The sequence below is a fragment of the Arthrobacter sp. 01N442 genome (assembly GCF_056399345.1).
Genome location: NZ_JBFTRD010000005.1, coordinates 237,931 through 261,836, shown reverse-complemented (window position 1 = coordinate 261,836; position 23,906 = coordinate 237,931). Strand labels below are relative to the sequence as shown.

General features: G+C 67.8%; 19 protein-coding genes and 1 riboswitch. Of the genes, 2 read left to right on the top strand and 17 right to left on the bottom strand.

The window, feature by feature from the left end:
• Positions 1 to 3,384, bottom strand: coding sequence for an Rne/Rng family ribonuclease (locus AC1DNC_RS12485; RefSeq protein WP_476862846.1), 3,384 nt, complete (start codon positions 3,382 to 3,384; stop codon positions 1 to 3).
• Positions 3,385 to 3,857: 473 nt separating this feature from the next.
• On the opposite strand from AC1DNC_RS12485, the gene AC1DNC_RS12480 reads away from it, so the two are divergent.
• On the top strand, positions 3,858 to 4,529 hold the full coding sequence (locus tag AC1DNC_RS12480; protein WP_476862845.1) for a vitamin K epoxide reductase family protein: 672 nt from the start codon (positions 3,858 to 3,860) through the stop codon (positions 4,527 to 4,529).
• Positions 4,530 to 4,622: 93 nt separating this feature from the next.
• Here the strand turns inward: AC1DNC_RS12480 and ndk are convergent, their stop codons facing one another.
• The 10 genes from ndk to AC1DNC_RS12430 all read right to left on the bottom strand — a co-directional run bounded on the left by ndk (position 4,623) and on the right by AC1DNC_RS12430 (position 14,758).
• Entirely contained in the window at positions 4,623 to 5,036 is a 414-nt protein-coding gene (ndk, locus tag AC1DNC_RS12475; RefSeq protein WP_476862844.1) for a nucleoside-diphosphate kinase, read from the bottom strand.
• Between the two features lie 38 nt (positions 5,037 to 5,074).
• Positions 5,075 to 5,518 carry a DUF4233 domain-containing protein gene (locus AC1DNC_RS12470; RefSeq protein ID WP_476862843.1) on the bottom strand — a complete coding sequence of 148 codons (444 nt, stop codon included), beginning with the start codon at positions 5,516 to 5,518 and terminating at the stop codon, positions 5,075 to 5,077.
• A gap of 3 nt (positions 5,519 to 5,521) precedes the next feature.
• Positions 5,522 to 6,880 carry a bifunctional folylpolyglutamate synthase/dihydrofolate synthase gene (locus tag AC1DNC_RS12465; RefSeq protein WP_476862842.1) on the bottom strand — a complete coding sequence of 453 codons (1,359 nt, stop codon included), beginning with the start codon at positions 6,878 to 6,880 and terminating at the stop codon, positions 5,522 to 5,524.
• Between the two features lie 3 nt (positions 6,881 to 6,883).
• Complete coding sequence (gene ileS, locus AC1DNC_RS12460) at positions 6,884 to 10,237, bottom strand: isoleucine--tRNA ligase (RefSeq protein WP_476862841.1); 3,354 nt, start codon at positions 10,235 to 10,237, stop codon at positions 6,884 to 6,886.
• A gap of 345 nt (positions 10,238 to 10,582) precedes the next feature.
• Entirely contained in the window at positions 10,583 to 11,818 is a 1,236-nt protein-coding gene (locus AC1DNC_RS12455; protein ID WP_476862840.1) for an MFS transporter, read from the bottom strand.
• On the bottom strand, positions 11,815 to 12,192 hold the full coding sequence (gene crcB, locus AC1DNC_RS12450; protein WP_476862839.1) for a fluoride efflux transporter CrcB: 378 nt from the start codon (positions 12,190 to 12,192) through the stop codon (positions 11,815 to 11,817). The genes AC1DNC_RS12455 and crcB overlap by 4 nt, the downstream gene beginning before the upstream one ends.
• On the bottom strand, positions 12,189 to 12,752 hold the full coding sequence (locus AC1DNC_RS12445; protein ID WP_476862838.1) for a fluoride efflux transporter FluC: 564 nt from the start codon (positions 12,750 to 12,752) through the stop codon (positions 12,189 to 12,191). Before AC1DNC_RS12445 ends, crcB begins: the two co-directional genes overlap by 4 nt.
• On the bottom strand, positions 12,752 to 13,303 hold the full coding sequence (locus AC1DNC_RS12440) for a universal stress protein (RefSeq protein WP_476862837.1): 552 nt from the start codon (positions 13,301 to 13,303) through the stop codon (positions 12,752 to 12,754). The genes AC1DNC_RS12445 and AC1DNC_RS12440 overlap by 1 nt, the downstream gene beginning before the upstream one ends.
• A 135-nt stretch (positions 13,304 to 13,438) precedes the next feature.
• Positions 13,439 to 13,526: riboswitch (Fluoride riboswitch) on the bottom strand.
• 57 nt (positions 13,527 to 13,583) lie between these two features.
• Positions 13,584 to 14,363, bottom strand: coding sequence for an SDR family oxidoreductase (locus tag AC1DNC_RS12435; protein ID WP_476862836.1), 780 nt, complete (start codon positions 14,361 to 14,363; stop codon positions 13,584 to 13,586).
• A gap of 26 nt (positions 14,364 to 14,389) precedes the next feature.
• Complete coding sequence (locus tag AC1DNC_RS12430; RefSeq protein ID WP_476862835.1) at positions 14,390 to 14,758, bottom strand: DUF488 domain-containing protein; 369 nt, start codon at positions 14,756 to 14,758, stop codon at positions 14,390 to 14,392.
• A 64-nt stretch (positions 14,759 to 14,822) separates the two neighbouring features.
• Between AC1DNC_RS12430 and valS the strand changes: the two genes are divergently transcribed.
• Positions 14,823 to 17,441 carry a valine--tRNA ligase gene (gene valS / locus AC1DNC_RS12425; RefSeq protein WP_476862834.1) on the top strand — a complete coding sequence of 873 codons (2,619 nt, stop codon included), beginning with the start codon at positions 14,823 to 14,825 and terminating at the stop codon, positions 17,439 to 17,441.
• A 100-nt stretch (positions 17,442 to 17,541) separates the two neighbouring features.
• Here the strand turns inward: valS and AC1DNC_RS12420 are convergent, their stop codons facing one another.
• From AC1DNC_RS12420 to AC1DNC_RS12395, 6 genes are all read right to left on the bottom strand, one after another.
• Positions 17,542 to 17,838 (bottom strand): putative quinol monooxygenase, encoded by a 297-nt coding sequence (locus AC1DNC_RS12420; RefSeq protein ID WP_476862833.1) that lies wholly within the window; start codon positions 17,836 to 17,838, stop codon positions 17,542 to 17,544.
• Positions 17,839 to 17,946: 108 nt separating this feature from the next.
• Positions 17,947 to 19,776: a glycoside hydrolase family 15 protein gene (locus AC1DNC_RS12415; RefSeq protein ID WP_476862832.1), complete on the bottom strand. Its 1,830-nt coding sequence runs from the start codon at positions 19,774 to 19,776 to the stop codon at positions 17,947 to 17,949.
• 400 nt (positions 19,777 to 20,176) lie between these two features.
• Positions 20,177 to 20,794 carry a mycothiol-dependent nitroreductase Rv2466c family protein gene (locus AC1DNC_RS12410; protein ID WP_476862831.1) on the bottom strand — a complete coding sequence of 206 codons (618 nt, stop codon included), beginning with the start codon at positions 20,792 to 20,794 and terminating at the stop codon, positions 20,177 to 20,179.
• 142 nt (positions 20,795 to 20,936) lie between these two features.
• Positions 20,937 to 22,217 (bottom strand): ATP-dependent Clp protease ATP-binding subunit ClpX, encoded by a 1,281-nt coding sequence (gene clpX, locus AC1DNC_RS12405; RefSeq protein WP_476862830.1) that lies wholly within the window; start codon positions 22,215 to 22,217, stop codon positions 20,937 to 20,939.
• Between the two features lie 210 nt (positions 22,218 to 22,427).
• A complete protein-coding gene (locus AC1DNC_RS12400) occupies positions 22,428 to 23,087 on the bottom strand; it encodes an ATP-dependent Clp protease proteolytic subunit (RefSeq protein WP_056738346.1) in 660 nt (219 codons plus the stop codon).
• A 38-nt stretch (positions 23,088 to 23,125) separates the two neighbouring features.
• Entirely contained in the window at positions 23,126 to 23,737 is a 612-nt protein-coding gene (locus AC1DNC_RS12395) for an ATP-dependent Clp protease proteolytic subunit (protein WP_175321079.1), read from the bottom strand.
• Positions 23,738 to 23,906 lie beyond the last annotated feature (169 nt).

Genomic DNA, 23,906 nt, shown 5'->3' with positions numbered 1-23,906 from the left:
CTAGAGCTCCGACGCCGGGACGCCGACGCCGAGGATGATCGGCTTGTTGGCGGCCGGCTTGGTGGCCACCATGGCCTGCTCCGGGGCCTTCGCCTCGTGGACCGAGACGGCCGCAGCCGACGGAGCGGTTTCCCGCTGCTGTACGGACGTCTCGTTGGCGGCGCCCTGGGCTCGGCTGGCGCTCCGGTTCCGGCGCACCCGCCGGGCTCCGGTGCCGCTAGCTGCCTCAGCCGGGGCCTGCGCCTGGGGTGCGGCCGCCTTGCGGGTCTCCTGCCGGACCGGGGCCTGCGCCTGGGGTGCGGCCGCCTTGCGGGCTTCCTGCCGGACCGGGGCCTGCGCCTCGGGTGCCTTGCGGGTCTCCTCCCGGACCGGCGCCTGCGCCTCGGCGGTGCGTGCGCTCGGCGGCGTGATCCGAGCCGTCCGTGCGCGGCCGCGGCCACGGGTGGCACGGGAGGCGGCTGGCGCCGCCTGCTCCGCCGCGGGAGCCTCCGGTGCGGACCGTTCCGAGGACCGTTCCGCCGGACGTTCCGCAGTCTGGACCGCGTCGGCCGGCTTGCCGGCTTCGGCGTCGCCCAAGTGGGCGAACGCTTCGGTCAGCACATCCAGGGTCAGCGCAGGCTGCGGGGTTTCCTCGGCGTGCTCGACGAAGGGCAAGGCGACCTGTTCGCCGCCGAAGGTCAGCACTGCCGCGGGACGTCCCGCTGCTTCCTCCGTCGAAGCGAGCTCCACGGCGGCGTCGAGCGCTGCCTGGCGGGTCTCGGCGTCGGGAGCGGCTGTTGCCTCGCCGTCGTGCAGGTGGGCTGCGTGTGCTGCGGCGGCGATGTTGGCCAGCGCGGCACGCGTCGCCTCCGCCTTCGCGTGGCGCTCTGCCTCGGTGGGCTCGGCGTGCACGGCTGCGGGGGCGGACGGCGTGGTTTCGCCGGCTCCCTGACCGCCCTTGCCGCGGCGGCGCTTGCGCTCAGTGCGTGCGGCGGGCTGGTGTTCGGTGCGCGGGACGTGGTGTTCCGCGGCGACGGTGTTGGCGCGGCGGTGCTCCACGGGCTCGTCGTGGGTGACGACGCCGCGGCCTGCGCAGGCCTCGCACTGTTCGCCGAAGACTTCCAGCAGCCCGGTGCCCATCCGCTTCCGGGTCATCTGCACGAGGCCCAGCGAGGTCACCTCGGCGACCTGGTGCTTGGTCCGGTCCCGGCCCAGGCACTCCACCATGCGGCGCAGCACGAGGTCGCGGTTCGATTCCAGCACCATGTCGATGAAGTCGATGACGATGATGCCGCCGATGTCGCGCAGCCGCAGCTGCCGGACGACTTCCTCGGCCGCTTCGAGGTTGTTCTTGGTGACGGTTTCCTCGAGGTTGCCGCCGCTGCCCGTGAACTTGCCGGTGTTGACGTCCACCACGGTCATGGCTTCAGTGCGGTCGATCACGAGGGAGCCGCCGGAGGGCAGGAAGACCTTGCGGTCCAGCGCCTTGTGGATCTGCTCGTCGATGCGCCAGGCGGCAAAGATGTCCGTGTCCTTGGTCCACTTTTCAAGCCGGCCCACCAGGTCCGGTGCCACGTAGGTGACGTAGGCCTCGATGGTGTCCCAGGCTTCCTCGCCCGAGACGATCAGCTTGGAGAAGTCCTCGTTGAAGACATCGCGGACCACCTTGATGGTCAGGTCCGGTTCGCCGTAGAGGAGCTCCGGGGCGAGGATCTTGGTGGATGTGGACTGGCTTTCGATGCCTTCCCACTGGGCACGCAGACGGTTGATGTCATGCGTCAGTTCCTCTTCCGAGGCGCCCTCAGCCGCGGTGCGGACGATCACGCCGGCGTCCTCCGGCAGGCGGTCCTTGAGGATCCGCTTGAGCCGGTTGCGTTCGACGTCGGGCAGCTTGCGGGAGATGCCGGTCATCGAGCCGCCGGGCACGTACACGAGGTAGCGTCCCGGGAGCGAGATCTGGCTGGTCAGGCGGGCGCCCTTGTGGCCCACCGGGTCCTTGGTGACCTGGACGAGTACGGAGTCGCCGGACTTCAGCGCGTTCTCGATCCGGCGTTGCTTGCCCTCGAGGTTGACGGCGTCCCAGTTGACTTCGCCGGCGTACAGGACGGCGTTGCGGCCGCGTCCGATGTCGACGAAGGCCGCTTCCATGGACGGGAGTACGTTCTGGACCTTGCCCAGGTAGACGTTCCCGATCAGGGAGTCCTGCTGGGTCTTGGAGACGAAGTGCTCGGCCAGCACGCCGTCTTCCAGGACGCCGATCTGGATTCTGTCGTCGCGCTGCCGGACGATCATCTGGCGGTCCACCGATTCGCGGCGGGCCAGGAACTCGGCCTCGGTGATGACGGTGCGGCGGCGGCCGGTGTCGCGGGATTCGCGGCGGCGCTGCTTCTTGGCTTCCAGGCGGGTGGAGCCCTTGAGGGAGGTGACGCGGTTGCTGGCCGGGGCCTCGCTGATCGCACGCGGCGCGCGGACGCGGGTGACCGTGTTGGGCGGATCGTCGTCCCCGCCACCGGTCAGTTCGAGGTCCTGGTCTCCGCGGCGGCGACGGCGGCGCCGGCGCGAGGTCACGCCGTCTTCGAGCGTCCCCTCGGAGTCTTCGTCGGACTCGCCCGCACCTTCGGCGGAGCCGTCTGAGTCGGTGTCGGCTTCGCCGGTGCGGCTGCGGCCACGGCGTCCACGGCTGCGACGACGGCGGCGGCTGCCGGCGTCGTCGCCTTCCTCGTCCTCTTCCTCTTCGGCTTCCGCGCTTGCCGCGGGGGCCGGGGCGGGACGGACGACGGTGCTCAGGTCCGGGGCCTGGAAAATCATCGAGGTGACAGCGCCGGGAGCCAGGAAGAGCGAGGGTGCCTCGGAGGTCTCGGCAGCCGGCGCCTCTGCCGGAGCAGCCGCGGTGGTTGCAGTCTCGGCGGGTGCGGCCTCGGCGGGTGCGGTCTCGGCAGCCGGCGCGTCGGAAGGCACTTCAGCGGCTTCGGCCTGCGTGGCGGCCTCTTCCGTCGGTGCAGGGGCCGGGGCCGTCTTGGCGCGGGAGGCACGGCGGCGGACCGGCTTTTCCGGTGCCGTCTCGGCGGCCGGCAGTCCAACGAATGCCTCGGCGGCGGGGGCAGCTTCCGCGGCCGCGGCTGAATCGGCGAAGGCGGGCAACACTTCGTCCTCGGTCTTCTTGCGGGACCGGCTCCGGCGGACCGGGGCCTTGGCTGCGGGGGCTTCGAGGTTGTCAGCGGCCGGGGCTGCGTCAGCAACGACGTCAGCAACGGCTTCGGGAGCGGGAACCGCGGCCTCAGCCTTCGGGGCGGCCTTGCGGCGGGACCTGGTTGCCTTCTTGGGCGCCTCCGCGGCGGCGGTTTCCGGGGCTTCTTCGGCGGCAGCGGCTTCGTTGTTACCGGCTACAAGCTGGTCATTATCCATATGTGGCTACACTCCTGCCCTGACGTACCGCCACATCCGGCACCCGTGGGGCAAATATTTGTCAGCACCCGCAGGCACCGACAGAAGTCAGTTGGATACCTCCAGGTTCGCACCGGCAGTGGGGTGCGGCAGCCCTGGAAGGCCGGCGAGATTGCTTTGAACCCGTTGATCTCTGTGTCACAACCAGGTGCCGTCCAATGGCATTGCGGGATAGGCCGGATCAAGTGATCCAGAGTATGCCCTGCTCATCATTGGCGGTCTTGAAAGCAAAGTCGCCGGACCGAGACCCGAATGTGGATCGAGCCCCAGCCAGGTTCATTGTCTCACAGCAGGCGCCAAAGCAGGGCTAAGCGGGTCATCCTGTCCGCGCCGTGGACCGAATCACTGTCGACGGCCCAACGCCTACCCGGTTACGTCCAGCCTCCGGCGATAGAATCGGCCCAAGAGCACCCGACGCAAAGGACTGAAATCCCATGCCCAGCATCTCCCACGCCCCCGGCGACGTGACTGCCCACGAGCGTGGCGCCGGCGCGGCAGCTGCGGAGCGCCCGTTGCCGCCGATGACGCGTGACCGGCCCTTCGCCTGGCTACTGCTGATCACCGGCGTGGTCGGCTGGCTTGCCTCCGGCGCCTTGGTCCTGGAGAAACTGGAAGTCCTCAAGGACCCGAAGCACGTCACCGTCTGCGACGTGAATCCCTGGATCTCCTGCGGCCAGGTCATGCAAACACCGCAAAGTTCCGTCTTCGGTTTCCCCAATATGTTCATTGGCATTGTCGCGTTCGCAGTCATTATTACGACGGCGATGGGCATCTTCGCCGGGGCCCAGTTCGCCCGGTGGTACTGGATCGGGCTGCAGACCGGCGTGACGTTGGGTTTCGCCTTCGTGGTGTGGCTCTGGTCCCAGGCGCTGTACTCGATCCACATCCTCTGCCCGTTCTGCATGATCGTCTGGGCCGCGATGATTCCCATGTTCGTCTGGGTGACGGTGCGCAACGTCAGCCACGGCGTCATTCCGGTCCCGGCCCCGGTTGCCCGCATCATGGGGGAATCCGGCTGGATCCTTACAGCCCTGCTCTACGTCGCCGTCATCGCCACCATCTTCTTCGCCTTCATCCAGGTCTTCATCGGGACCTCCGGCTACTGAGCGCTCCGCAAACGCCGCGAGGTGACAGATAAGGCCAATGTTCGCTCGCGTTCATTGGCCTTATCTGTCACCTCGGAGTGGTGCTTCGGGTTCCTAGAACCAGATGTTGATCTCGCGCTCGGCGGACTCGGTCGAGTCGGAGCCGTGGACCAGGTTCTGCTGGACCTTGACGCCCCAGTCGCGGCCGAAGTCGCCGCGGATGGTGCCCGGCGCCGCCGTCGTCGGGTCGGTGGTGCCGGCGAGCGAACGGAAGCCCTCGATCACGCGGTGGCCTTCGAAGATCGCCGCGACAACCGGGCCGCTGAGCATGAACTCGACCAGCGGCTCGTAGAACGGCTTGCCGACGTGCTCCTCGTAGTGCTGCTCGAGGAGTTCGCGGGTGGCGTTGACCTTCTTGAGTTCGGCCAAGGTGTAACCCTTGGCTTCGATCCGGGCGATGATGCTGCCGGTCAGGTTGCGGGCGACGCCGTCGGGCTTGATCAGGACTAGGGTGCGCTCAATGCTCACAACTGCTCCAATGTGTTGGGGTGGGGTTCGGGACAAGTCTAGTTGCTCTGGCCCTCGGGGTTCGCGGCCTCCCAGGCCGCCTGCTCGCGTTCGCGCTCGGCCGACTCGCGGTCGATCCGGATGCCGGTCCGGATGCCGTACCACCAGGTGATCGCGAACAGCCCGCCGACCACGAACATCGTCGGTTCAATGAATCCGGTGAGCACCAGCAGCAGCTGCAGGACCCAGCCCAGCCCCACACCCCACGGCTTAGTCAGCACGGCGCAGGTCAGGGCGAGCACCAGGCTCAGCCCGATCCCGACGCCGAAGACCAGCAGCGGCGGGAATTCGCCGCGGCGCAGGCCGAAGACCGCGAGGGTGCCGAAGAGCGCCACGAAGGCCTCCAGCAGCAGCACCGTAGAGGCGAACATGACCTTGGTGGAACGGCGCTTCTTGGGCATGCCCGGGCGCCACTCGCGCTGGGCTTTGGTGAGTTTTGCCATGGGTTATGCCTCGGCCTTTCCGAGCAGGACCCGGGCCTCGGCCACGAGCGTGATGGACCCCGTGACGAGGATTCCGCCAGCCAGGTCGTCGTTGGACTCGGCCCGCTCCACGGCCCATTCGAGGGCGTCGTCGAGCTTCTCGGCGACGTGGATGTTCTCCTCGCCGAAGCCCAGGTCCAGCGCCAGCTCGCCGAGTTCCTCCGCGGGGATGGCCCGGGGCGAGTTGGACTGCGTGAAGCAGAATTCGGCCGGGACCTCCGCAAGGGAGTCCTTGAGCTGGCGGAGGATTTCCTCGGCGTCCTTTTCCTGCAGGATGCCCAGGACCACCACCAGCTTGCTGAAGCTGAAGGCCCCCTGGAGCGCCTCGGCGGAGACCCGGATGCCCTCCGGGTTGTGCGCCGCGTCCACCACGATGGTGGGGGCGGTACGCAGCACCTCCAGCCGGCCCGGCGAGGTGACGGCGGCGAAGGCCTCCTGCAGCACCTCGGCATCCAGCGGCTTCTCGGCGCCGAAGAAGGCTTCCAGGGCGGCGATCGCGACGGCGGCGTTCTCCGCCTGGTGCGCGCCGTGCAGCGGCACCAGCAGGTCCTCGTACCGGTCCGCCAGGCCCTGGATGGTCACCATCTGGCCGCCGACGGCCACGGTGCGGGACTCGACGCCGAACTCCACGCCCTCGAAGCGGAAGGGCACGCCCACCTCCTTGGCCTTTTCCAGCAGCACCTGGGCCGCGTCGACCGGCTGCGCCGCGCTGATCAGGAAGCCGCCGGGCTTGATGATGCCGGCCTTTTCGTAGGCGATCTCCTCGGTGGTCTGGCCGAGCAACTCGGTGTGGTCGAGCGAGATCGGGGTGACCACGGCCACCTGGCCGTCGCCGACGTTGGTCGCGTCGGTGATGCCGCCGAGGCCCACCTCGATCACGGCAACGTTGACCGGCTGGTCCGCGAAGACCGCGAAGCCCAGGATGGTCAGGCATTCGAAGTAGGTCAGCCGGGGCTGGCCCTCGGCCACGAGCTCGCTGTCCACGATCTCCAGGTACGGGCGGATCTCGTCCCAGATCCGGACGAAGGTCTCATCCGGGACGGGTTCGCCGTCGATGCTGATCCGCTCGGTGACCTTGGACAGGTGCGGGCTCGTGTAGCGGCCCGTGCTCAGCCCGTGGGCGCGGAGCCCGGCCTCGATCATCCGGGCCGTGGAGGTCTTGCCGTTGGTGCCGGTGACATGGATGATCGGGAACGCCTTGTTCGGCTCCCCCAGGATGTCCATGGCCCGGCGCAGCGGAGCCAGCCTCGGCTCCATCTTGTTTTCCGGCGCCCGGCCCAGCAGCTCGGCGTAGACGCTCTCTACGGAAAATTCGTCGCTCATGGATTATGCCCCTGCCTCAACAGTTACTTTTTCGACGCTGACCTGCGGTTCCTTGACCTCGGCGGCTGCGGTGTCCAGCTCGATGGTCAGGGTCTCGGTCTTGACCAGTTCGGCGTGGGCCAGCAGCGCCTCCACGGTGTCCTGCGCTGCGGTGACGGTGGTGCGGATCCGGTCGCTGACGTGCAGCCCGGCATCCTTGCGGGCCTGCTGGATAGCGCGGACCAGGTCGCGGGCGGTGCCTTCGGCCTCGAGTTCCGGGGTGACTTCGGTGTTGAGCACCACGAACCCGCCGCCGGGAAGGACCGCCGCCGCGCGTGATCCTTCGCCTTCGGCGGCTTCGGCCACCACGGTTTCGAGGGTGTATTCCTGCGGCTCGAGGGCAAGGCCGCCGGCGGTCACCACCCCGTCCTCGCCGACCGACCAGTCGCCGGACTTGGAGCCCTTGATGGCCTGCTGGACGTTCTTGCCCAGTCGCGGGCCGGCGGCACGGGCGTTGACCACGAGCTTCTGTTCGATGCCGAACTCCTCCGGGGAGGCGCTCTCGGCGTCGAGCAGGCGGACCGAGCGCAGGTTCAGTTCATCGGCGACGACGGCGGCAAAACTTGTCAGTGCGTCCGCGCCGGGTGCCACGACCGTGAGTTCCTGCAGCGGCAGGCGCACCCGGAGGTTGGCGGCCTTGCGCAGCGACGATCCGGTGGAGCAGATCTGCTGGACGCGGTCCATCGCCTCGACGAGTCCGGCGTCGGCCGGGAACAGTCCGGCGTCCGGCCAGTCGGCCAGGTGCACGGAGCGGCCGCCGGTGAGGCCGCGCCAGATTTCCTCCGAGACCAGCGGCAGCAACGACGCCGCAACCCGGCAGACCGTTTCCAGCGCGGTGTAGAGGGCGTCGAAGGCGTCGACGTTCTCGTCGAAGAAGCGCTGGCGGCTGCGCCGGACGTACCAGTTGGTGAGCATGTCCAGGTAACCGCGCAGTTCATCGCACGCTCCGGAGATGTCGTAGCTGTCCAGCTGGGCGGTCATGTTCCGGACCAGGTCACCGGTGTTGGCCATCAGGTACTGGTCCAGGGTGTCGGCGTAACCGTCGTAGCGCAGCTTCGCTTCGTAGCCCTCGCCCCCGTTAGCGGCGTTCGTGTACAGGGTGAAGAAGCTGTAGACGTTCCAGAGCGGCAGGATGACCTGGCGAACGCCGTCGCGGATGCCCTGTTCGGTGACGACGAGGTTGCCGCCGCGCAGGATGGGGCTGGACATCAGGAACCAGCGCATCGCGTCGGAGCCGTCGCGGTCCAGGACCTCGGAGACGTCCGGGTAGTTGCGCAGGCTCTTGGACATCTTCTGCCCGTCGGAGCCGAGCACGATGCCGTGGCTGATGACGTTGCGGAATGCCGGGCGGTCGAACAGCGCGGTGGAGAGGATGTGCAGCATGTAGAACCAGCCGCGGGTCTGGCCGATGTACTCGACGATGAAGTCCGCCGGGTTGTGCGTGTCGAACCATTCCTCGTTCTGGAACGGGTAGTGCACCTGGCCGTACGGCATCGATCCGGAGTCGAACCAGACGTCCAGGACGTCCTCGACGCGGCGCATCACGGACTGGCCTTCTTCCGGGGTGCGGGGGTCGTCCGGGTTGGGGCGGGTGAGCTCGTCGATGAACGGCCGGTGCAGGTCCACCTGGCCGGCTTTGTTCAGCGGCAGGCGGCCGAAGTCGGCTTCGATCTCGGCGAGGGAGCCGTAGACGTCGGTGCGCGGGTAGTCCGGGTCGCTGGACTGCCAGACCGGGATGGGGCTGCCCCAGTACCGGTTGCGGCTGATGGACCAGTCGCGGGCGTTGGCGAGCCACTTGCCGAACTGGCCGTCCTTGACGTTGCCCGGGATCCAGTTGATTTCCTGGTTCAGCTCGGACATGCGGTCCTTGAACTTGGTGACCTCGACGTACCAGGAGGACACCGCGCGGTAGATCAGCGGGTTGCGGCAGCGCCAGCAGTGCGGGTAGGAGTGCTCATAGCTTGCCTGGCGGACCAGGCGTCCCTGGGCGCGGAGGACCTGGGTGATGGGCTTGTTGGCCTCGAAGACCTGGAGTCCGGCGATTTCGGCGAGGTCGCCGTGTCCGAAGAGCGGCAGGAACTTCGCGCCCTCATCGACCGAGAGGACCACGGGGATGCCGGCCTCTTCACAGACCTTCTGGTCGTCCTCACCGTAGGCGGGAGCCTGGTGGACGATGCCGGTGCCGTCGGTGGTGGTGACGTAGTCCGCGACGAGGAAGCGCCAGGCGTTCTCGGTGCCGTACTTCTCGGTGTCGTGGAAGTAGTCCCAGAGCGGCTCGTAGCCCAGGCCCTCGAGTTCGGCACCGGTGTGGCGGGAGACGACGGCGGCTTCCGCCGCGGCGGCACCCTCGGCGCCGTCGCCGTAGCCGAGATCCTTGGCGTAGGCGCCCAGCAGGTCCGCGGCAAGCAGGAAGCTGCCCGTGACGGGAGCCTCGGCCGAGGCGGCCTTGATTCCGTGCGGGCCGGCCGGGAGGACAACGTAGGTGATGGCGGGCCCGACGGCGAGGGCCAGGTTGGTGGGAAGGGTCCAGGGCGTGGTGGTCCAGGCGAGTGCCTGCACGCCGGCCAGCTGGCGGGACAGTTCCGACTCCCCCGGCGTGATCGGGAAGGTGACCGTGACGGTCTGGTCCTGGCGGTTCTTGTAGACGTCGTCGTCCATCCGCAGCTCATGGTTGGACAGCGGCGTCTCGTCCTTCCAGCAGTACGGCAGCACGCGGTAGCCGTTGTAGGTGAGTCCCTTTTCGTGCAGCTGCTTGAAGGCCCACAGCACGGACTCCATGTACTCGACGTTGAGCGTCTTGTAGTCGTTGTCGAAGTCCACCCAGCGCGCCTGGCGGGTGACGTAGCTCTTCCACTCGTCGGCGTACTTCATCACCGAGGCGCGGCAGGCGTCGTTGAACTTGTCGATGCCCATGGCCTCGATCTGGGTCTTGTCCGTCATGCCCAGCTGCTTCATGGCTTCGAGCTCGGCGGGCAAGCCGTGCGTGTCCCAGCCGAAGCGGCGTTCGACGCGGCGGCCGCGCTGGGTCTGGTAGCGGCCCACCAGGTCCTTGGCGTAGCCGGTGAGCAGGTGGCCGTAGTGCGGCAGGCCGTTGGCGAACGGCGGGCCGTCGTAGAAGACGAATTCGTTGGACCCGCGCTGTCCTCCTGGAAGGTCAGAGTCGCGCTGGTCGATGCTCGCCTGGAAGGTGCCGTCCTGATCCCAGTACTTGAGGATGCGCTCCTCGATCTCCGGGAACTTCACGGAGGCGGACACGCCGGCTGACGGGGAGCTGCTGGCGTCGGAAGGTGCGGCTGAGGCCTTGGGGTAATGGGTCATCTCGACATCCTGGGTTGAGCTGGTGAACAACGGGATTCATTCAGGATGCGAGGACGGCTCCTGTGCTGTCGGAACAACACCGGCACCGTGGTACCACCTCACTTACCGCACACTGGCCCGCGCTCCCCGAGGAGGACGCCGGCCGGCCACGGCCGCTCGTTGACTGCTGTGACGGGCTTACCCGTCCGGTTCTACCTGCCCTGCCGCGCACTGTTGCCGCGGTGGGGCGCTCTTCCGGAAGCTCACCGGTGATGGCCGGGTCAAAGCTGATACCTCGATGTTACCGGAAGTCGCCGAGACCCGGGCGCCGCGGCCAGGCGTGCCCGCGGCAAGGACCGGCGGCGTTCACGGCTGGATCGGCGCAGCGGTCCGTCCAAAGAGTGGAATGAACGCCAGCAGCGCAGCCAGCTGGGTGGCCACGGTGAAAGCAATGAGCCCGGGCAGGGAAGCCGCGTAGAGGGCGCCGATGATGGTGGAACCGGCCAGCCATGCCGTGCCGTAGATCGCGGTGAAGATGCCGTATCCGGTGCCGCGGCGCGCGGCGGGGACTAGGTCCGCGACCGCGGCCCGCAGGGTGGATTCGTGGATGCCCAGCGCCGCACCCCACACCACCGCGCCGGCCCAGACCAGGCCTGGCGAGTTGCTGAAGGACAGGAACGGGACGGCAGCCGTCAGCGGCAGGGCAATCAGCAGGCCGCGCAGGCCGATCCGGTCGTACAGCGTCCCGGAGGCCAGGGCAGCCAGCGCTGCCGCGCCCATAGAGACGGCGTAGGTGACAGGGATCAGGGCGGCGGGAAGCACCCTGTTCACCTCAAGGTGGTAGGAGATGACCCCGAAGGTGGAAAACCCGAACATCGAGATGGCAGTGAATCCGCTGTACCACCAGAACCTGGCCGGCAGCGGGAGCCGCGCAGGGCGGCCCGCCGGAGCCCCCGCGGCGTTGGCGGCGGGTCGGGGGTCCGCACCGGTGCCGTGGGTGTCGAACCTCGCCGGCACCGGGACGGCGCGGCGGAGCAGCATCACGGCGACCAGGGCGAGCGCCCCGGGAATGGCGAGCACCGCGAACCCGAGCTGGTACCCGGACACCGCGACCATGAGTCCGACCAGCAGGGGTCCCAGCAGCGCTCCGGATTGGTCGAGAGCTTCATGGACGGCGAAGGCCCTCCCGTGGCCGATCTTCGACCCGGCGTGGGAGAGCATCGTGTCCCGCGCCGGCGTGCGGACGGCCTTGCCGAAGCGTTCCGCGATCACCAGCGCCGAAGCTTGCCACAGCGCTCCGGCCAGGGACAGCAACGGCACGGCAACAACGGTCAGGGTGTATCCCGCGATCGTCAGGGGCCAGTACCTGCGGGTCTTGTCCGCCAAGGGGCCGGTGGCCAGGCGCAGGATCAAGGCCACGGCTTCGCCGGCTCCGGTGATGAAGCCGACCATGACAGCGGACGCGCCGAGGGTGGCCAGGAACGGGCCCGTGATGGCGCGGGCACCCTCGTAGACGACGTCGGCGAGCATGCTCACGACGCCGAAGGAGAGCACGAATCCCAGCGGGCCGAGCTTGTTCGTAGCCCCCGACGGGCGGCTCACAGGAGCCCGGCCAGCGCCAGCCCGGCGGCGGCCGCAGCGACGGCGGCGACGGCTGTGCCGACACCGTTCAGGAGTGCCAGTCCGGTGCGGCGGGACTGGATGAGGCGGACCGTTTCGAAGCTGGCCGTGCTGAATGTGGTGAAGCCGCCGAGGAACCCGGTTCCGGCGATGGCCTGCAGTTCGGCCGGCGCCGCGTGGGTGATGACCAGCCCGGCGACTAATCCCAGCAGGAACGAACCGGCGATGTTGATGGCGATGGTTCCCAACGGCAGTGCGGTACGGAGCCGGGACCGGACCAGGCCGTCCACGACGAAACGGGTTCCGGCGCCAAGGCCGCCGGCCAGGCCGAGCAGGAGGAGTGTCGGGAGGGTCATTCGCCCTGCTCCTGCCGTCGGGAGGCCTGACGGGCGTGCTGCCCGGCGGCTGCCCGGATGCCGGCCACGGTCGCCAGGGCTCCGCCGATCACGGTCGCCGCGACGTAGCCCAGCGCGTCTGCGGCCCGGCCTTCGCCGAGCAGGATGTTGGTTTCCAGGGCCAGTGAACTGTAAGTGGTGAAGGCGCCCATGAACCCGGTCCCGGCGAGCAGCCGGACAACCCGGAGGCGGCCGGCGTCGGGCCCCCGCCGCACCAGGGCCTCGAGCAGGACGCCGAGCAGGAACGCCCCGGCGAGATTGATGACGAAGGTCGGCAGCGGCCAGCCGCCCGGGTAAGGCAGCACGGTGCCGAGCCCGTAGCGGGCCAAAGCGCCGGCCACACCGCCGCAAACCACTACCAGCACAAAGCCCGGGTGCAGGTGTACCGGGCGGCGGATGCGGGCGGCCCCCAGCGTCCCGGTGTCGCTGTCCAGCCCGGCGCCGGCCGCCGCCGGGGTCGTCTCGGGGCTAGTCGCCGGGGTCGTATCCGGCGCGGTCGTGTCCGGGGTGGGGCGCTCCATCAGTGGGCTTCCTTCGGACGGGATTTGGGCTGCGGCGCGAGCGGAACCACCAGGACCGGCCGGTGCTGGCGGTGGGTCAGGTGGACGGCCACGGACCCGACCAACAGTTCCTCGAACCGGGCGCCGAGGCCGCGTTCCCGGGTGCCGACCACGATGACGGAGGCCGCCGTCGATTCGGCCAGCCGACCCAAAGCGCGGGCCGGTTCGCCGGCCAGGGTCACGAAGGACCACTCGACGCCGGAGCCGTCCAGCGCCTCCCGCAGGCGTTCGGCGATTGCGGCGCTGATGCCCTCGACGTCGTCGTCAATGCCGTCCGGATCGATGGGCCGGGCGCCGGTGCCGCCGTCGGGATCGCCGGCCAGGTAGCTGGTGACGTCCACGTAGGCGCAGACCAGCTTCACGTTCAGGCTGTACGCCAGCTCCGCGGCGCGGTGGGCGACGGCGAGCGGCTGGCCTGGCACGACCCCCATCAGGACCGGGCCGGTGATCCTGCGCGGAACGAAGGCCGTGGGGCCGGTGTCCGCCCCGGGGCGCTTCTCGGGCTCGCTCATCAGTGCTCCTGTCGTTCGGGTTCAGCATCGCCGGGGCGGGACGCTGCGGGGACGACGCAAGGAAGATCCCCGGCTAACTCGAGGAGCCGGGGATGGGGCAACACGTGCGGGCATGGGTCACCTACCTTCGTATCCGCAAAGGTAGGAACCATCAGCCGGGAGGCGGTTCGAACGTCCGCAGCGGGTGCAGGGCGTTCCGGCGGGATCCATCGCCGTGAACAGATGCTACAGGCACAATCGCGGGCACGCCATCATGGGGCGCCCCGCGGGCACCGTGCTGCTAGCTTTTGCGGATCACCTTGAAGTTGGATGCCTGCGCCACCGGGCGGATGATGATCTGGTCCAGGTTGACGTGGTGCGGCGCGGTCACTGCGTAACGGACGACGTCGGCGACGTCGGCGGCCGTGAGCGGCTTCTCCACCCCGGCGTAGACCTTGTCAGCGGCGCCCTTGTCGCCGAGCCGGTTGAGCGAGAACTCTTCGGTCTGCACCATGCCGGGCGCCACCTCGATGACGCGCAGGTTGTGCTCTGCCTCTTCCAGGCGGAGGGCGCCGGTGAGGGCGTGCTGGGCAAACTTTGCCGCGTTGTAGCCGCCGCCGCCCTCGTAGGCGGAGAGCCCCGCCGTCGACGTCAGATTCAGGACCGTGCCTTCACCGCAGGCGCGCAGCATCGGCAGGAACGCGCGGGTGAGCTTCATCGTGCCGAGCACGTTGACCTCGTACATCCACTCCCAGTCCTCGGATTTGGCCTCGGCCACCTTGTCCGCGCCGCGGGCGCCGCCGGCCACGTTGATCAGGGTGTCGATGCCGCCCGCACGGGTCACCTCGTCCACCAGGCGGCTGACGTCGGCGTCGACCGTCACGTCGGCGGGAAGGGCAACGGCGCCGGTCTCGGCGGCGAGCGCTTCGAGCCTCTCGGCGCGGCGGGCGACGGCGAACACGGTCCAGCCCTCGTTTCGGAGCGCGCGGACGGTGGCCTCGCCGATCCCGGTGCTGGCGCCGGTGACGACCGCCGCCTTGGCCGTAGGTGCAGTTCCCGCGTTATCGATTCCCTGAGTCATGGCACCACCCTATGGGAATCCGCCGTTCATTTCCTGCCGCGCTCGAGGAACTCCAGCAGCACGCGGGCGTGATTGGTCTGCGGATCTTTGGCGCCGAACAGCAGGGTCACCTTCCCTTGCTCGGCCGCCAGGTCCCGCAGGGTGCCCACGGCCGGGTTGGACTCGAGCTCTGCCTCGTAGGCGGCGCGGAAGTCCGCGAAGCGTTCCTGCATATGCGCGAATTCCGTGCGAAGGGGCGCCGAGGGCGCCACTTCCTTGAGCCACAGCTCCAGTTGCGCGCGTTCCTTGCTGACCCCGCGCGGCCAGAGCCGGTCGACCAGGACCCGGCAGCCGTCGTCGTCGGCGGGTGCGTCGTAGATGCGCTTGATCGTGAAGCTTCCGGTGCTTTCCTTCATCTGCTGCATGCTACTGCAGGGCCGTGCTGCGGAGCCCGGCGGCAAAGCGTGGAAGAATTGGCCCATGGCTGAAGACACGCAGGGTACAGACACGCCCACCACCGCCCCCATCAACGTTCCGGACAAGCCCGCCCTGGAGGGGCTGGAAGCCGCCCTCACCCGGCGCTGGCTTGACGAAGGGACCTACAAGTTCAACCGGGAAACCACCCGGGAGCAGGTCTACTCGATCGACACGCCGCCGCCCACCGCGTCGGGATCGCTGCACGTCGGACACATGTTCTCCTACACGCAGACCGACGTCCTGGCCCGCTACCAGCGGATGACCGGAAAGAACGTCTTCTACCCGATGGGCTGGGACGACAACGGCCTGCCCACCGAGCGGCGCGTGCAGAACTACTACGGCGTGCGCTGCGATCCGGCCATCCCTTACGACGCCGGATACCGGCCGCCGACCGAACCGGCCAAGAACCAGCGCGATTTCGACGTCGTCTCGCGCCGGAACTTCATTGAGCTCTGCGAAGAACTCGCCGTCGAAGATGAAAAGGTCTTCGAGAACCTCTTCCAGACCCTCGGCCTGTCGGTCGACTGGGACCTGACCTACCGCACCATCGACGACAAGTCCCGCGCCATCTCGCAGCGCGCCTTCCTGGCCAACCTCGCCGCCGGTGACGCATACATGGCCGAGGCCCCCACCCTGTGGGATGTCACGTTCCGCACCGCGGTGGCGCAGGCCGAGCTCGAAGACCGCGAGGTGGCCGGCGCGTACTACCGCTACCCGTTCTTCACCGAAGACGGCGAGAAGGTCTACATCGAGACCACCCGTCCCGAACTGCTCGCCGCCTGTGCCGCACTGGTGGCGAACCCCGACGACGAGCGCTACCAGCCGCTCTTTGGCAAGAAGGTCACCTCTCCCCTGTTCGGCGTCGAGGTGGAGGTCAAGGCCCACCCGCTCGCCAAGGCGGACAAGGGTTCGGGCATCGCCATGGTCTGCACCTTCGGCGACCTGACGGACGTCACCTGGTGGCGCGAGCTTCAGCTGCCCACCCGGGCGATCGTGGGCCGCGACGGACGCATCGTCGGCGAAACCCCGGACTGGATCACGTCCGAGGAGGGCCGTGCGGCGTTCGCGGCGATCGCCGGCAAGACCGTCTTCAGCGCCAAGGAAGGCGTGGTGGAGCTGCTCACGGCCGCGGACCTGCTCGACGGCGAACCCAAGAAGATCATGCACCCGGTCAACTTCTTCGAGAAGGGCGACAAGCCGCTCGAAGTTGTCACCTCCCGCCAGTGGTACATCCGCAACGGCGGCCGCGACGAGGAACGCCGTGAACGCCTGGTCGGCCGCGGCAACGAGATCGAGTTCCACCCGTCCTTCATGCGGTCCCGCTACGAGAACTGGATCACCGGTCTGAACGGTGACTGGCTGGTCTCCCGCCAGCGCTTCTTCGGCGTGCCGGTGCCCGTCTGGTACCCGCTCGACGCCGACGGCAACCCGGACTACGACGCCCCGATCCTGCCGTCCGACGCGCAGCTCCCGGTGGACCCGGCTGCGGACGCGGCCCCCGGCTACGAGGAGGCCCAGCGCGACAAGCCGGGCGGCTTCACCGGCGACGCCGACGTCCTGGACACCTGGGCCACGTCCTCGCTGACCCCGCAGATCGTCGGCGGCTGGAGCACCGATGAAGCGCTCTTCGCCAAGGTCTTCCCGTTCGACGTGCGCCCCCAGGCCCACGACATCATCCGGACCTGGCTGTTCTCCACCGCCGTCCGTGCCGATGCCCTGCAGGACGTCGCACCGTGGAAGCACGCTGCCATCTCCGGCTGGATCCTGGACCCGGACCGCAAGAAGATGTCCAAGTCCAAGGGCAACGTGATCGTCCCGACCGATGTGCTCAACGAATACGGCTCCGACGCCGTCCGCTACTGGGCAGCCTCGGCCAAGCTCGGCGCTGACACTGCCTACGAGATCGCGCAGATGAAGATCGGCCGCCGCCTGGCGATCAAGCTGCTGAACGCGTCCAAGTTCGTGCTGAACCTGGGCGCCACCGAGGACTCGGTGGTCTCCGGTGATCTCTCGGTCCTGACCAACCCCCTGGACCGCGCCGTGCTCGCCCAGCTCTCCGACGTGGTCCAGCAGGCCACCAAGGCGTTCGAAAACTACGACTACGCCCGGGCTCTGCAGATCACCGAGAGCTTCTTCTGGCACTTCACCGACGACTACGTGGAGTTGATCAAGGACCGTGCCTACGGTGCCGCCGGCGAAGCCCAGCAGGCGTCCGTGCTGGCCGCGCTGGCAACCAGCCTGGACACCCTGCTGCGGCTCTTCGCCCCGTTCCTGCCGTTCGCCACGGAGGAGGTCTGGGGCTGGTGGCGCGCCGGCTCGGTGCACCGCGCGCAGTGGCCCGCCGCCATCGAGATCGACGGCGACACCACCCTGCTCGCCACGGTGGGCGCCGCGTTGGGCGGCATCCGCAAGGCCAAGTCCGAGGCAAAGGTCAAGCAGCGCACTGAGGTGCTCTCCGCGACCATCACGGCCTCGGAGTCCCTGACGGCGCAGCTGAAGGCCGGCCTGGGGGACCTCAAGGCCGCCGCCAACGCCCGTGAGGTGGCGCTGGCGGCCGGCGACGGCGAGCTGACGGTCAGCGACGTCGTCCTTGCCCCCGCCGAGGAACCCGCCCAGGCGTAGCCCCCGGCTGAAGAAGAACCGAAAAGAGGGCCCTCCGCCCGGCTCACGCCGGGCGGAGGGCCCTCTTTGGTTCTCTGCCTTCGGTTCTGCGAGTTTGCGCTTAGATCCCGAAGGAGTCCTCGAAGTGCGTCAGGACCGGCGGGGCGGCCAGGAGTTCACCCAGCCCGCTCGCGCCCTCCTCGTAGGACCGCCACGCCCGGTAGGCAGCGTCCTGCTCCAGCGAGGCCCACTTTTCCACGACAAGGATGTGTGCGGGATTTTCCTTGTCGACCAGGACGTCGACCCCGAGGCAGCCGTCAAATGCCCGGGTGTCGGAGAGAATGTCGCGGAGAACGGCCGGCGCCGTGGGCAGGGATTCCATTTTGAGAGTCAGGTCGAGATGGGCTGTGACGGGCATGGTGCTCCGATGTTCGCAGGTAGGCTCAGGGCCGGGGTGGACACAGCGCACAACAGCGGCACCGCCCCGCTTGTTCCTTCGAGCGCGCGCCCGCCCCGCCAGCAGTTGTCAGGGCGTGCTCCCCCGGAGCCGCCGTTCCGCTTCGCCGATTGCCCAGGCTGCGTTGACCAACCCAATGTGGCTGAACGCCTGCGGAAAGTTGCCCAGCAGTTCCCGGCTGTCTGGCGCCACCTCCTCGGCCATCAACCCCAGCCCGGTGGCGAAGCCGGCAGCCCGCTCGAACACGGCCCTGGCCCGGTCCGTCAGCCCGGCCAGGGCGAGGGCGTGCGCAAGCCAGAACGTGCACAGCAGGAAAGCGCCCTCCTCCCCTGCCAGCCCGTCCTCGCCGTGATACCGGTAGACCAGTCCGCGGGCGTCGGTGAGCCGCTGTTCGATGGCCTCGACCGTGGCGAGGAAGCGCGGATCTGCGGCCGGAAGGAACCCGACAATCGCGAGCATGAGGGCCGAGGCGTCGAGGCGCTCGGTCCCGTACGCCTGGGTGTACGCCCCTGCGGCGTCGCTCCAGCCATTGGCGCGGATGGACTCTGCGATCTTGTCCCGGGCCAGCATCCAGCGCGGTACCCGGTCCCCGGCCTGCAGCACGCCCGCGAGGGTGATGGCACGGTCAACCGCCACCCAGCACATCAGCTTGGAGTACAGGTAGTGCTGCGGTTCGCCGCGGACCTCCCAGATCCCCTGGTCCTTGTTCTGCCAGCGGGCCACGGCGGCATCGGCGGCGTCCGCCAGGAAGCGCAGGGTCTCCGGTGCCAGCTCCGCCAGGAATTCCGGCATCGTGGCGGCAGCATCCAGCAGTTCGCCATAGACATCGAGCTGCCGCTGGTTCCAGGCGCCGTTCCCGACGCGCACCGGGGCACTCGACCGCCAGCCGGGGAGGTGATCCAGCACCCGTTCGGGCAGGTCCCGCTCACCGCCGACCCCGTACATGATCTGCAACTCCTCACCGCCGGCGAGCTGGCGGGCGGCGGCGGTCGCGAGGAACTGGAAGAACTTGCCCGCCTCATCCGGGCAGGCCGCCACCCACAGCGCCTGCAGGGTCATGCTGGCGTCCCGGACCCAGGTGTACCGGTAGTCCCAGTTGCGGGTGCCGCCGGCGACCTCAGGCAGCGAGGTGGTGGGGGCGGCCACGATCGCGCCGCTCGGGTAATAGCTAAGGGCCTGCAGGACACGCCCGCTGCCCGCCACGAGCTCCTGCCACGGGCCCCGGTAATTCTGGTGGATTCCGGACCAACTGGTCCAGCCGTCGAGGGTGTCCGTGAGCCGGTGGGCAAGCTCCTGCTGGCTCCAGAACACCGGCACCTCCTCCGGGCCGCGCTGGCAGTGCAGGGCGAAGCAGATGGTATCTCCGGCAGTCAGGTGCAGGACGGCCCGGCCGGTGCCTCCCTCCAATTCGAAGGGCACCGGGGAGGACAGGGAAAACGCCTCTCCGCCGGCCCGGACCAGGACGCCGCCGTCCACGTTGCGCAACTCCGGAAGGATGACGCCGTAGCCCGGCCGCGGCGCGAAGCTGACCTCGACGTCCACGGTCCCCCGGGTACAGGAAACCTGGCGCAGCAGGGTCCCCGGCGAATCCTGGCCGAGGTCGTGGCCGCGCCTGCCGGAGCCGAGGACGAGGGCGTCGCTGACGGTAATTTGACCCTGGGCGGTGGTGTGGAGCGAGTCCAGCACCATGGACGGGCCCACGTACCTCCGTGTGGTCGCACGCGGTGCCGCGGGGCTGATGGACCAGTAGCCGGCGTCCTCACCCAGCAGCCGGCCGAAGACCGAAGGGCCATCGAAGCGAGGGAAGCAGAGCCAGTCCACGGAGCCTGCCTCGCTGACCAGTGCGGCGGACCAGCAGTCGGAGAGCAGCGCGTAATTTGCGATGGGCTCAGTGCTCACGGCTCACCACCCCCGCGCTTTGGGATTCAGCTAATTTGGACTGCGCTGTTTTGGGCTGCAGCGTTTTTGGACTGCGCTGTTTTCGGGCAAAGGGGAAGCCCCATCAGCTTTTTGCGGTTGGTGGGGCTTCGACTTTTTCGATCACCACGTGACGTCTTAGGTAATCTGGCGGGATCCTTGGAATTTCAGGTCTTCCTACCTCGTCACTGGTAGCCATCATCTGACTTTGCCGAAGGCTGCGTCGGATGAGTGTCACTGAATCTTTGGTTCCTGCGTCCCGCTTCTTTCGAAGTGGGTAAGTTCTATTGTTCTCCCGCTGTTCGGGATGCACAAGGGCCCCGGACGAACTACAAGGAAGTAGTTTTTCCGGGGCCAACGTGACCGCCCTAGGCGCAGTCGCCTAGCTGAAAACCGGGCTCTCGGTGCGGCTTCGCTTGAGCTCAAAGAAATACGGGAAGGAAGCAAGGGCCACGGTGGCGTCCCAGAGCTTGCCGGCGTCTTCGCCGCGGGGAATGCGGGTGAGCACGGGGCCGAAGAACGCCGTTCCGTTGAAGGCCACAACCGGGGTGCCGACGTCCTGGCCCACCAGCGAGATGCCGGCTTCGTGGCTTGCGCGCAGCTGGGCGTCGAATTCATCGGTCTCACCGGCGGCCGCGAGCTCCGGCGGCAGGCCGGCCTCAGCCAGCGACTTGGCGATGACCTCGGCGATGTCCTTGGTGCCCTCGTTGTGGATCTTGGTGCCCATGGCATCGTAGAGCGGCTTGATGTATTCGGCGCCGTGCTTCTCGGCGGCGGCCACGATCACCCGGACAGGGGCCCAGGCCTTGACCAGAAACTCCTTGTACTCGGTCGGCAGCTCATCGCGGCCCTCGTTCAGGACGGCCAGGCTCATCACGTGCCACTCGGTCTTGATGTCGCGGACATCTTCCACCTCGGAGATCCAGCGCGAGGTCACCCAGGCGAAGGGGCACATGGGGTCGAACCAGAAGTCGGCTTTGTTCGTCATGGTCTCAGGCACAGGAATTCTCCTTTGGAAGTCAACGGGGCTGCACTGCGACGGGCCGGCTGAAATGGCACGGCGGCACGGCGCATCATCTACGCATAGCCACGCTGCCGCTAGATTTATTCCGCAGCTTGGCTGATGCGCTGCGTGATTCGGATCAAGCGGACTTACGCCGCTTCACGTCGTGGGCGATCAAGGTGGGCGGCGCCTTCTTGGCCACCACGTCCTCGGTGATGACCACGCTCGCAACGTCGTCGCGGCTCGGCAGGTCGAACATGACCGGCAGCAGGACTTCCTCGAGGATGGCACGGAGGCCGCGGGCACCGGTGCCGCGCTCCAGCGCCTGGTCCGCGATCAAGTCCAGGGCTTCGTCCTCGAACACCAGCTCGACGCCGTCCAGCTGGAACATCTTCTGGTACTGCTTGACGAGAGCGTTCTTGGGCGTGGACAGGATCTGGATGAGCGCCGGGCGGTCCAGGTTCGAGACCGTGGTGATAACCGGGAGCCGGCCGATGAATTCCGGGATCAGGCCGAACTTCAGCAGGTCTTCGGGCATGACCTCACCGTAGGAGTCCGCGTTGTTCTTGACCTCGTTCAGCGGGGCGCCGAAGCCGATACCCTTGCGGCCCGAGCGCGAACCAATGATCTCCTCGAGGCCGGCGAAGGCTCCCGCCACGATGAAGAGCACGTTGGTGGTGTCGATCTGGATGAATTCCTGGTGTGGGTGCTTGCGGCCGCCCTGCGGCGGAACGGACGCGACCGTGCCCTCGAGGATTTTCAGGAGCGCCTGCTGCACGCCCTCGCCCGAGACGTCCCGGGTGATGGAGGGGTTCTCGCTCTTGCGCGAAATCTTGTCGATCTCGTCGATGTAGATGATGCCCTGTTCGGCCTTTTTGACGTCGTAGTCCGCGGCCTGGATCAGTTTGAGCAGGATGTTCTCGACGTCCTCGCCCACGTAGCCGGCTTCGGTCAGGGCGGTGGCGTCGGCGACGGCGAACGGCACGTTCAGTCGCCGCGCCAGGGTCTGCGCCAGGTAGGTCTTGCCGCAGCCGGTGGGGCCGATCAGCAGGATGTTGGACTTGGCGATCTCGACGTCGTCGTGGTGGCCGCCTTCGGCGAGGGCGCCGCTCTTGGGCGCGTGGCCGGCCTGGATGCGCTTGTAGTGGTTGTAAACGGCGACGGCGAGCGACCGCTTGGCGGGCTCCTGGCCGATCACGTATTCCTGCAGGAAGTCGAAGATCTCGCGGGGCTTGGGCAGCTCAAAGCTGCCCAGGTCAGCTACTTCGGCGAGTTCTTCTTCAATGATCTCGTTGCAGAGTTCAATGCACTCGTCGCAGATGTAGACGCCGGGCCCGGCAATGAGCTTGCGGACCTGCTTCTGGCTCTTTCCGCAGAAAGAACACTTCAGCAAATCGGTGCTCTCGCCAATCCGAGCCATATGTGAACCCCTTAGTATCTTGCTGCCGGCCGGGTCGTGCTCCTGTGCAGCGTTGCACCCGTTACTGGAATCACGGACGTTTCCCGCAGGACGTACGGCCGTGACAACTTCCACTCTAGGTCACTTTCGGCCTGATGGGTGGAAAGAAGACGCCGGTGCGGCCCCATTTCTGCTGGGCTGCACCGGCGTCGTGGTTGGACTGCCGTCCGGCTACTTGGTGAGCGCCTGCGGCTTGATCTTGCGGGAGTCAAGCACCTGGTCGATCAGGCCGTAGCTCATGGCCTCGGCGGCCGTGAGGATCTTGTCGCGCTCGATGTCGTTGTTGACCTGCTCGGAGGTGCGGCCGGAGTGCTTGGCCAGGGTGTCCTCGAGCCAGGACCGCATCCGCATGACCTCGGCCGCCTGAATCTCCAGGTCCGAAGCCTGCCCGCCCTGGCCGCCCGAGAGGGCCGGCTGGTGGATCAGGACGCGGGCGTTCGGCAGTGCCAGGCGCTTGCCCGGGGTGCCGGCGGCGAGCAGCACGGCGGCCGCACTGGCAGCCTGGCCCAGGCAGACCGTCTGGATCTCCGGGCGGATGTACTGCATCGTGTCGTAGATCGCCGTCATGGCGGTGAAGGAGCCGCCCGGGGAGTTGATGTAGAGGGTGATGTCCCGGTCCGGGTCGGTGGACTCGAGCACCAGCAACTGCGCCATGATGTCGTCAGCGGAGGCGTCGTCAACCTGGACACCCAGGAAGATGATGCGGTCCTCGAACAGCTTGGTGTAAGGGTCCTGGCGCTTGAAGCCGTAGGGGGTGCGCTCTTCAAACTGCGGCAGCACGTAGCGGCTGCTCGGCAGGTTGCCGGCAGTCGATCCGAAGTTGTAGTTCATGTTCATTGCTCCTGGAGTCGGTTCTGTCTGCGTGCCGTTTAGTTTTCGGTGCCAGCGTCGGCGTTGGTTCCGCCGCCGCCTGCTACGGATCCGGCGTGCGCCGCGATCTTGTCGAAGAAGCCGTATTCGAGGGCTTCGGGCGCCGTGAACCATTTGTCGCGGTCGTTGTCCTTGAGGATGGTTTCCACGGTCTGCCCGGTCTGCTCCGCTGTCAGTTCGGCCATGACCTTCTTCATGTGCAGGATCAGCTCGGCCTGGATTTTGATGTCCGAGGCGGTGCCGCCAATGCCGCCGGAAGGCTGGTGCATCAGGATGCGCGCGTTCGGGGTCGCGTAGCGCTTGCCCTTGGTGCCGGAGGAGAGCAGGAACTGGCCCATCGAGGCCGCCAGGCCGGTGGCGACGGTGACGACGTCGTTCGGGATGAACTGCATCGTGTCGTAGATGGCCATGCCCGCGGTGACCGAGCCGCCGGGCGAGTTGATGTAGAGGTAGATGTCCTTCTCGGGGTTCTCGGCCGAGAGCAGCAGCAACTGGGAGCAGATCGCGTTGGCGTTCTCGTCGCGGACCTCGGAGCCGAGCCAGATGATGCGCTCTTTCAGCAGGCGGTTGTAAATGTAGTTATCCTGGGCGGCCGGATCGACGGTAGCCATCCGGGGTGCCCCTGCTTGCTGTGACATATGTACTTACCTCTCGCTGGCGACGGTGACGCCACTGGACGGCGCCACTGAACTTTCCTACATGGACACTAACGGTTTTCCGGCCTGCTTTGTGCTCAGGCACAGGGCTGTTCGCTGACGGCGCACGATTGCCCGGGAGGGT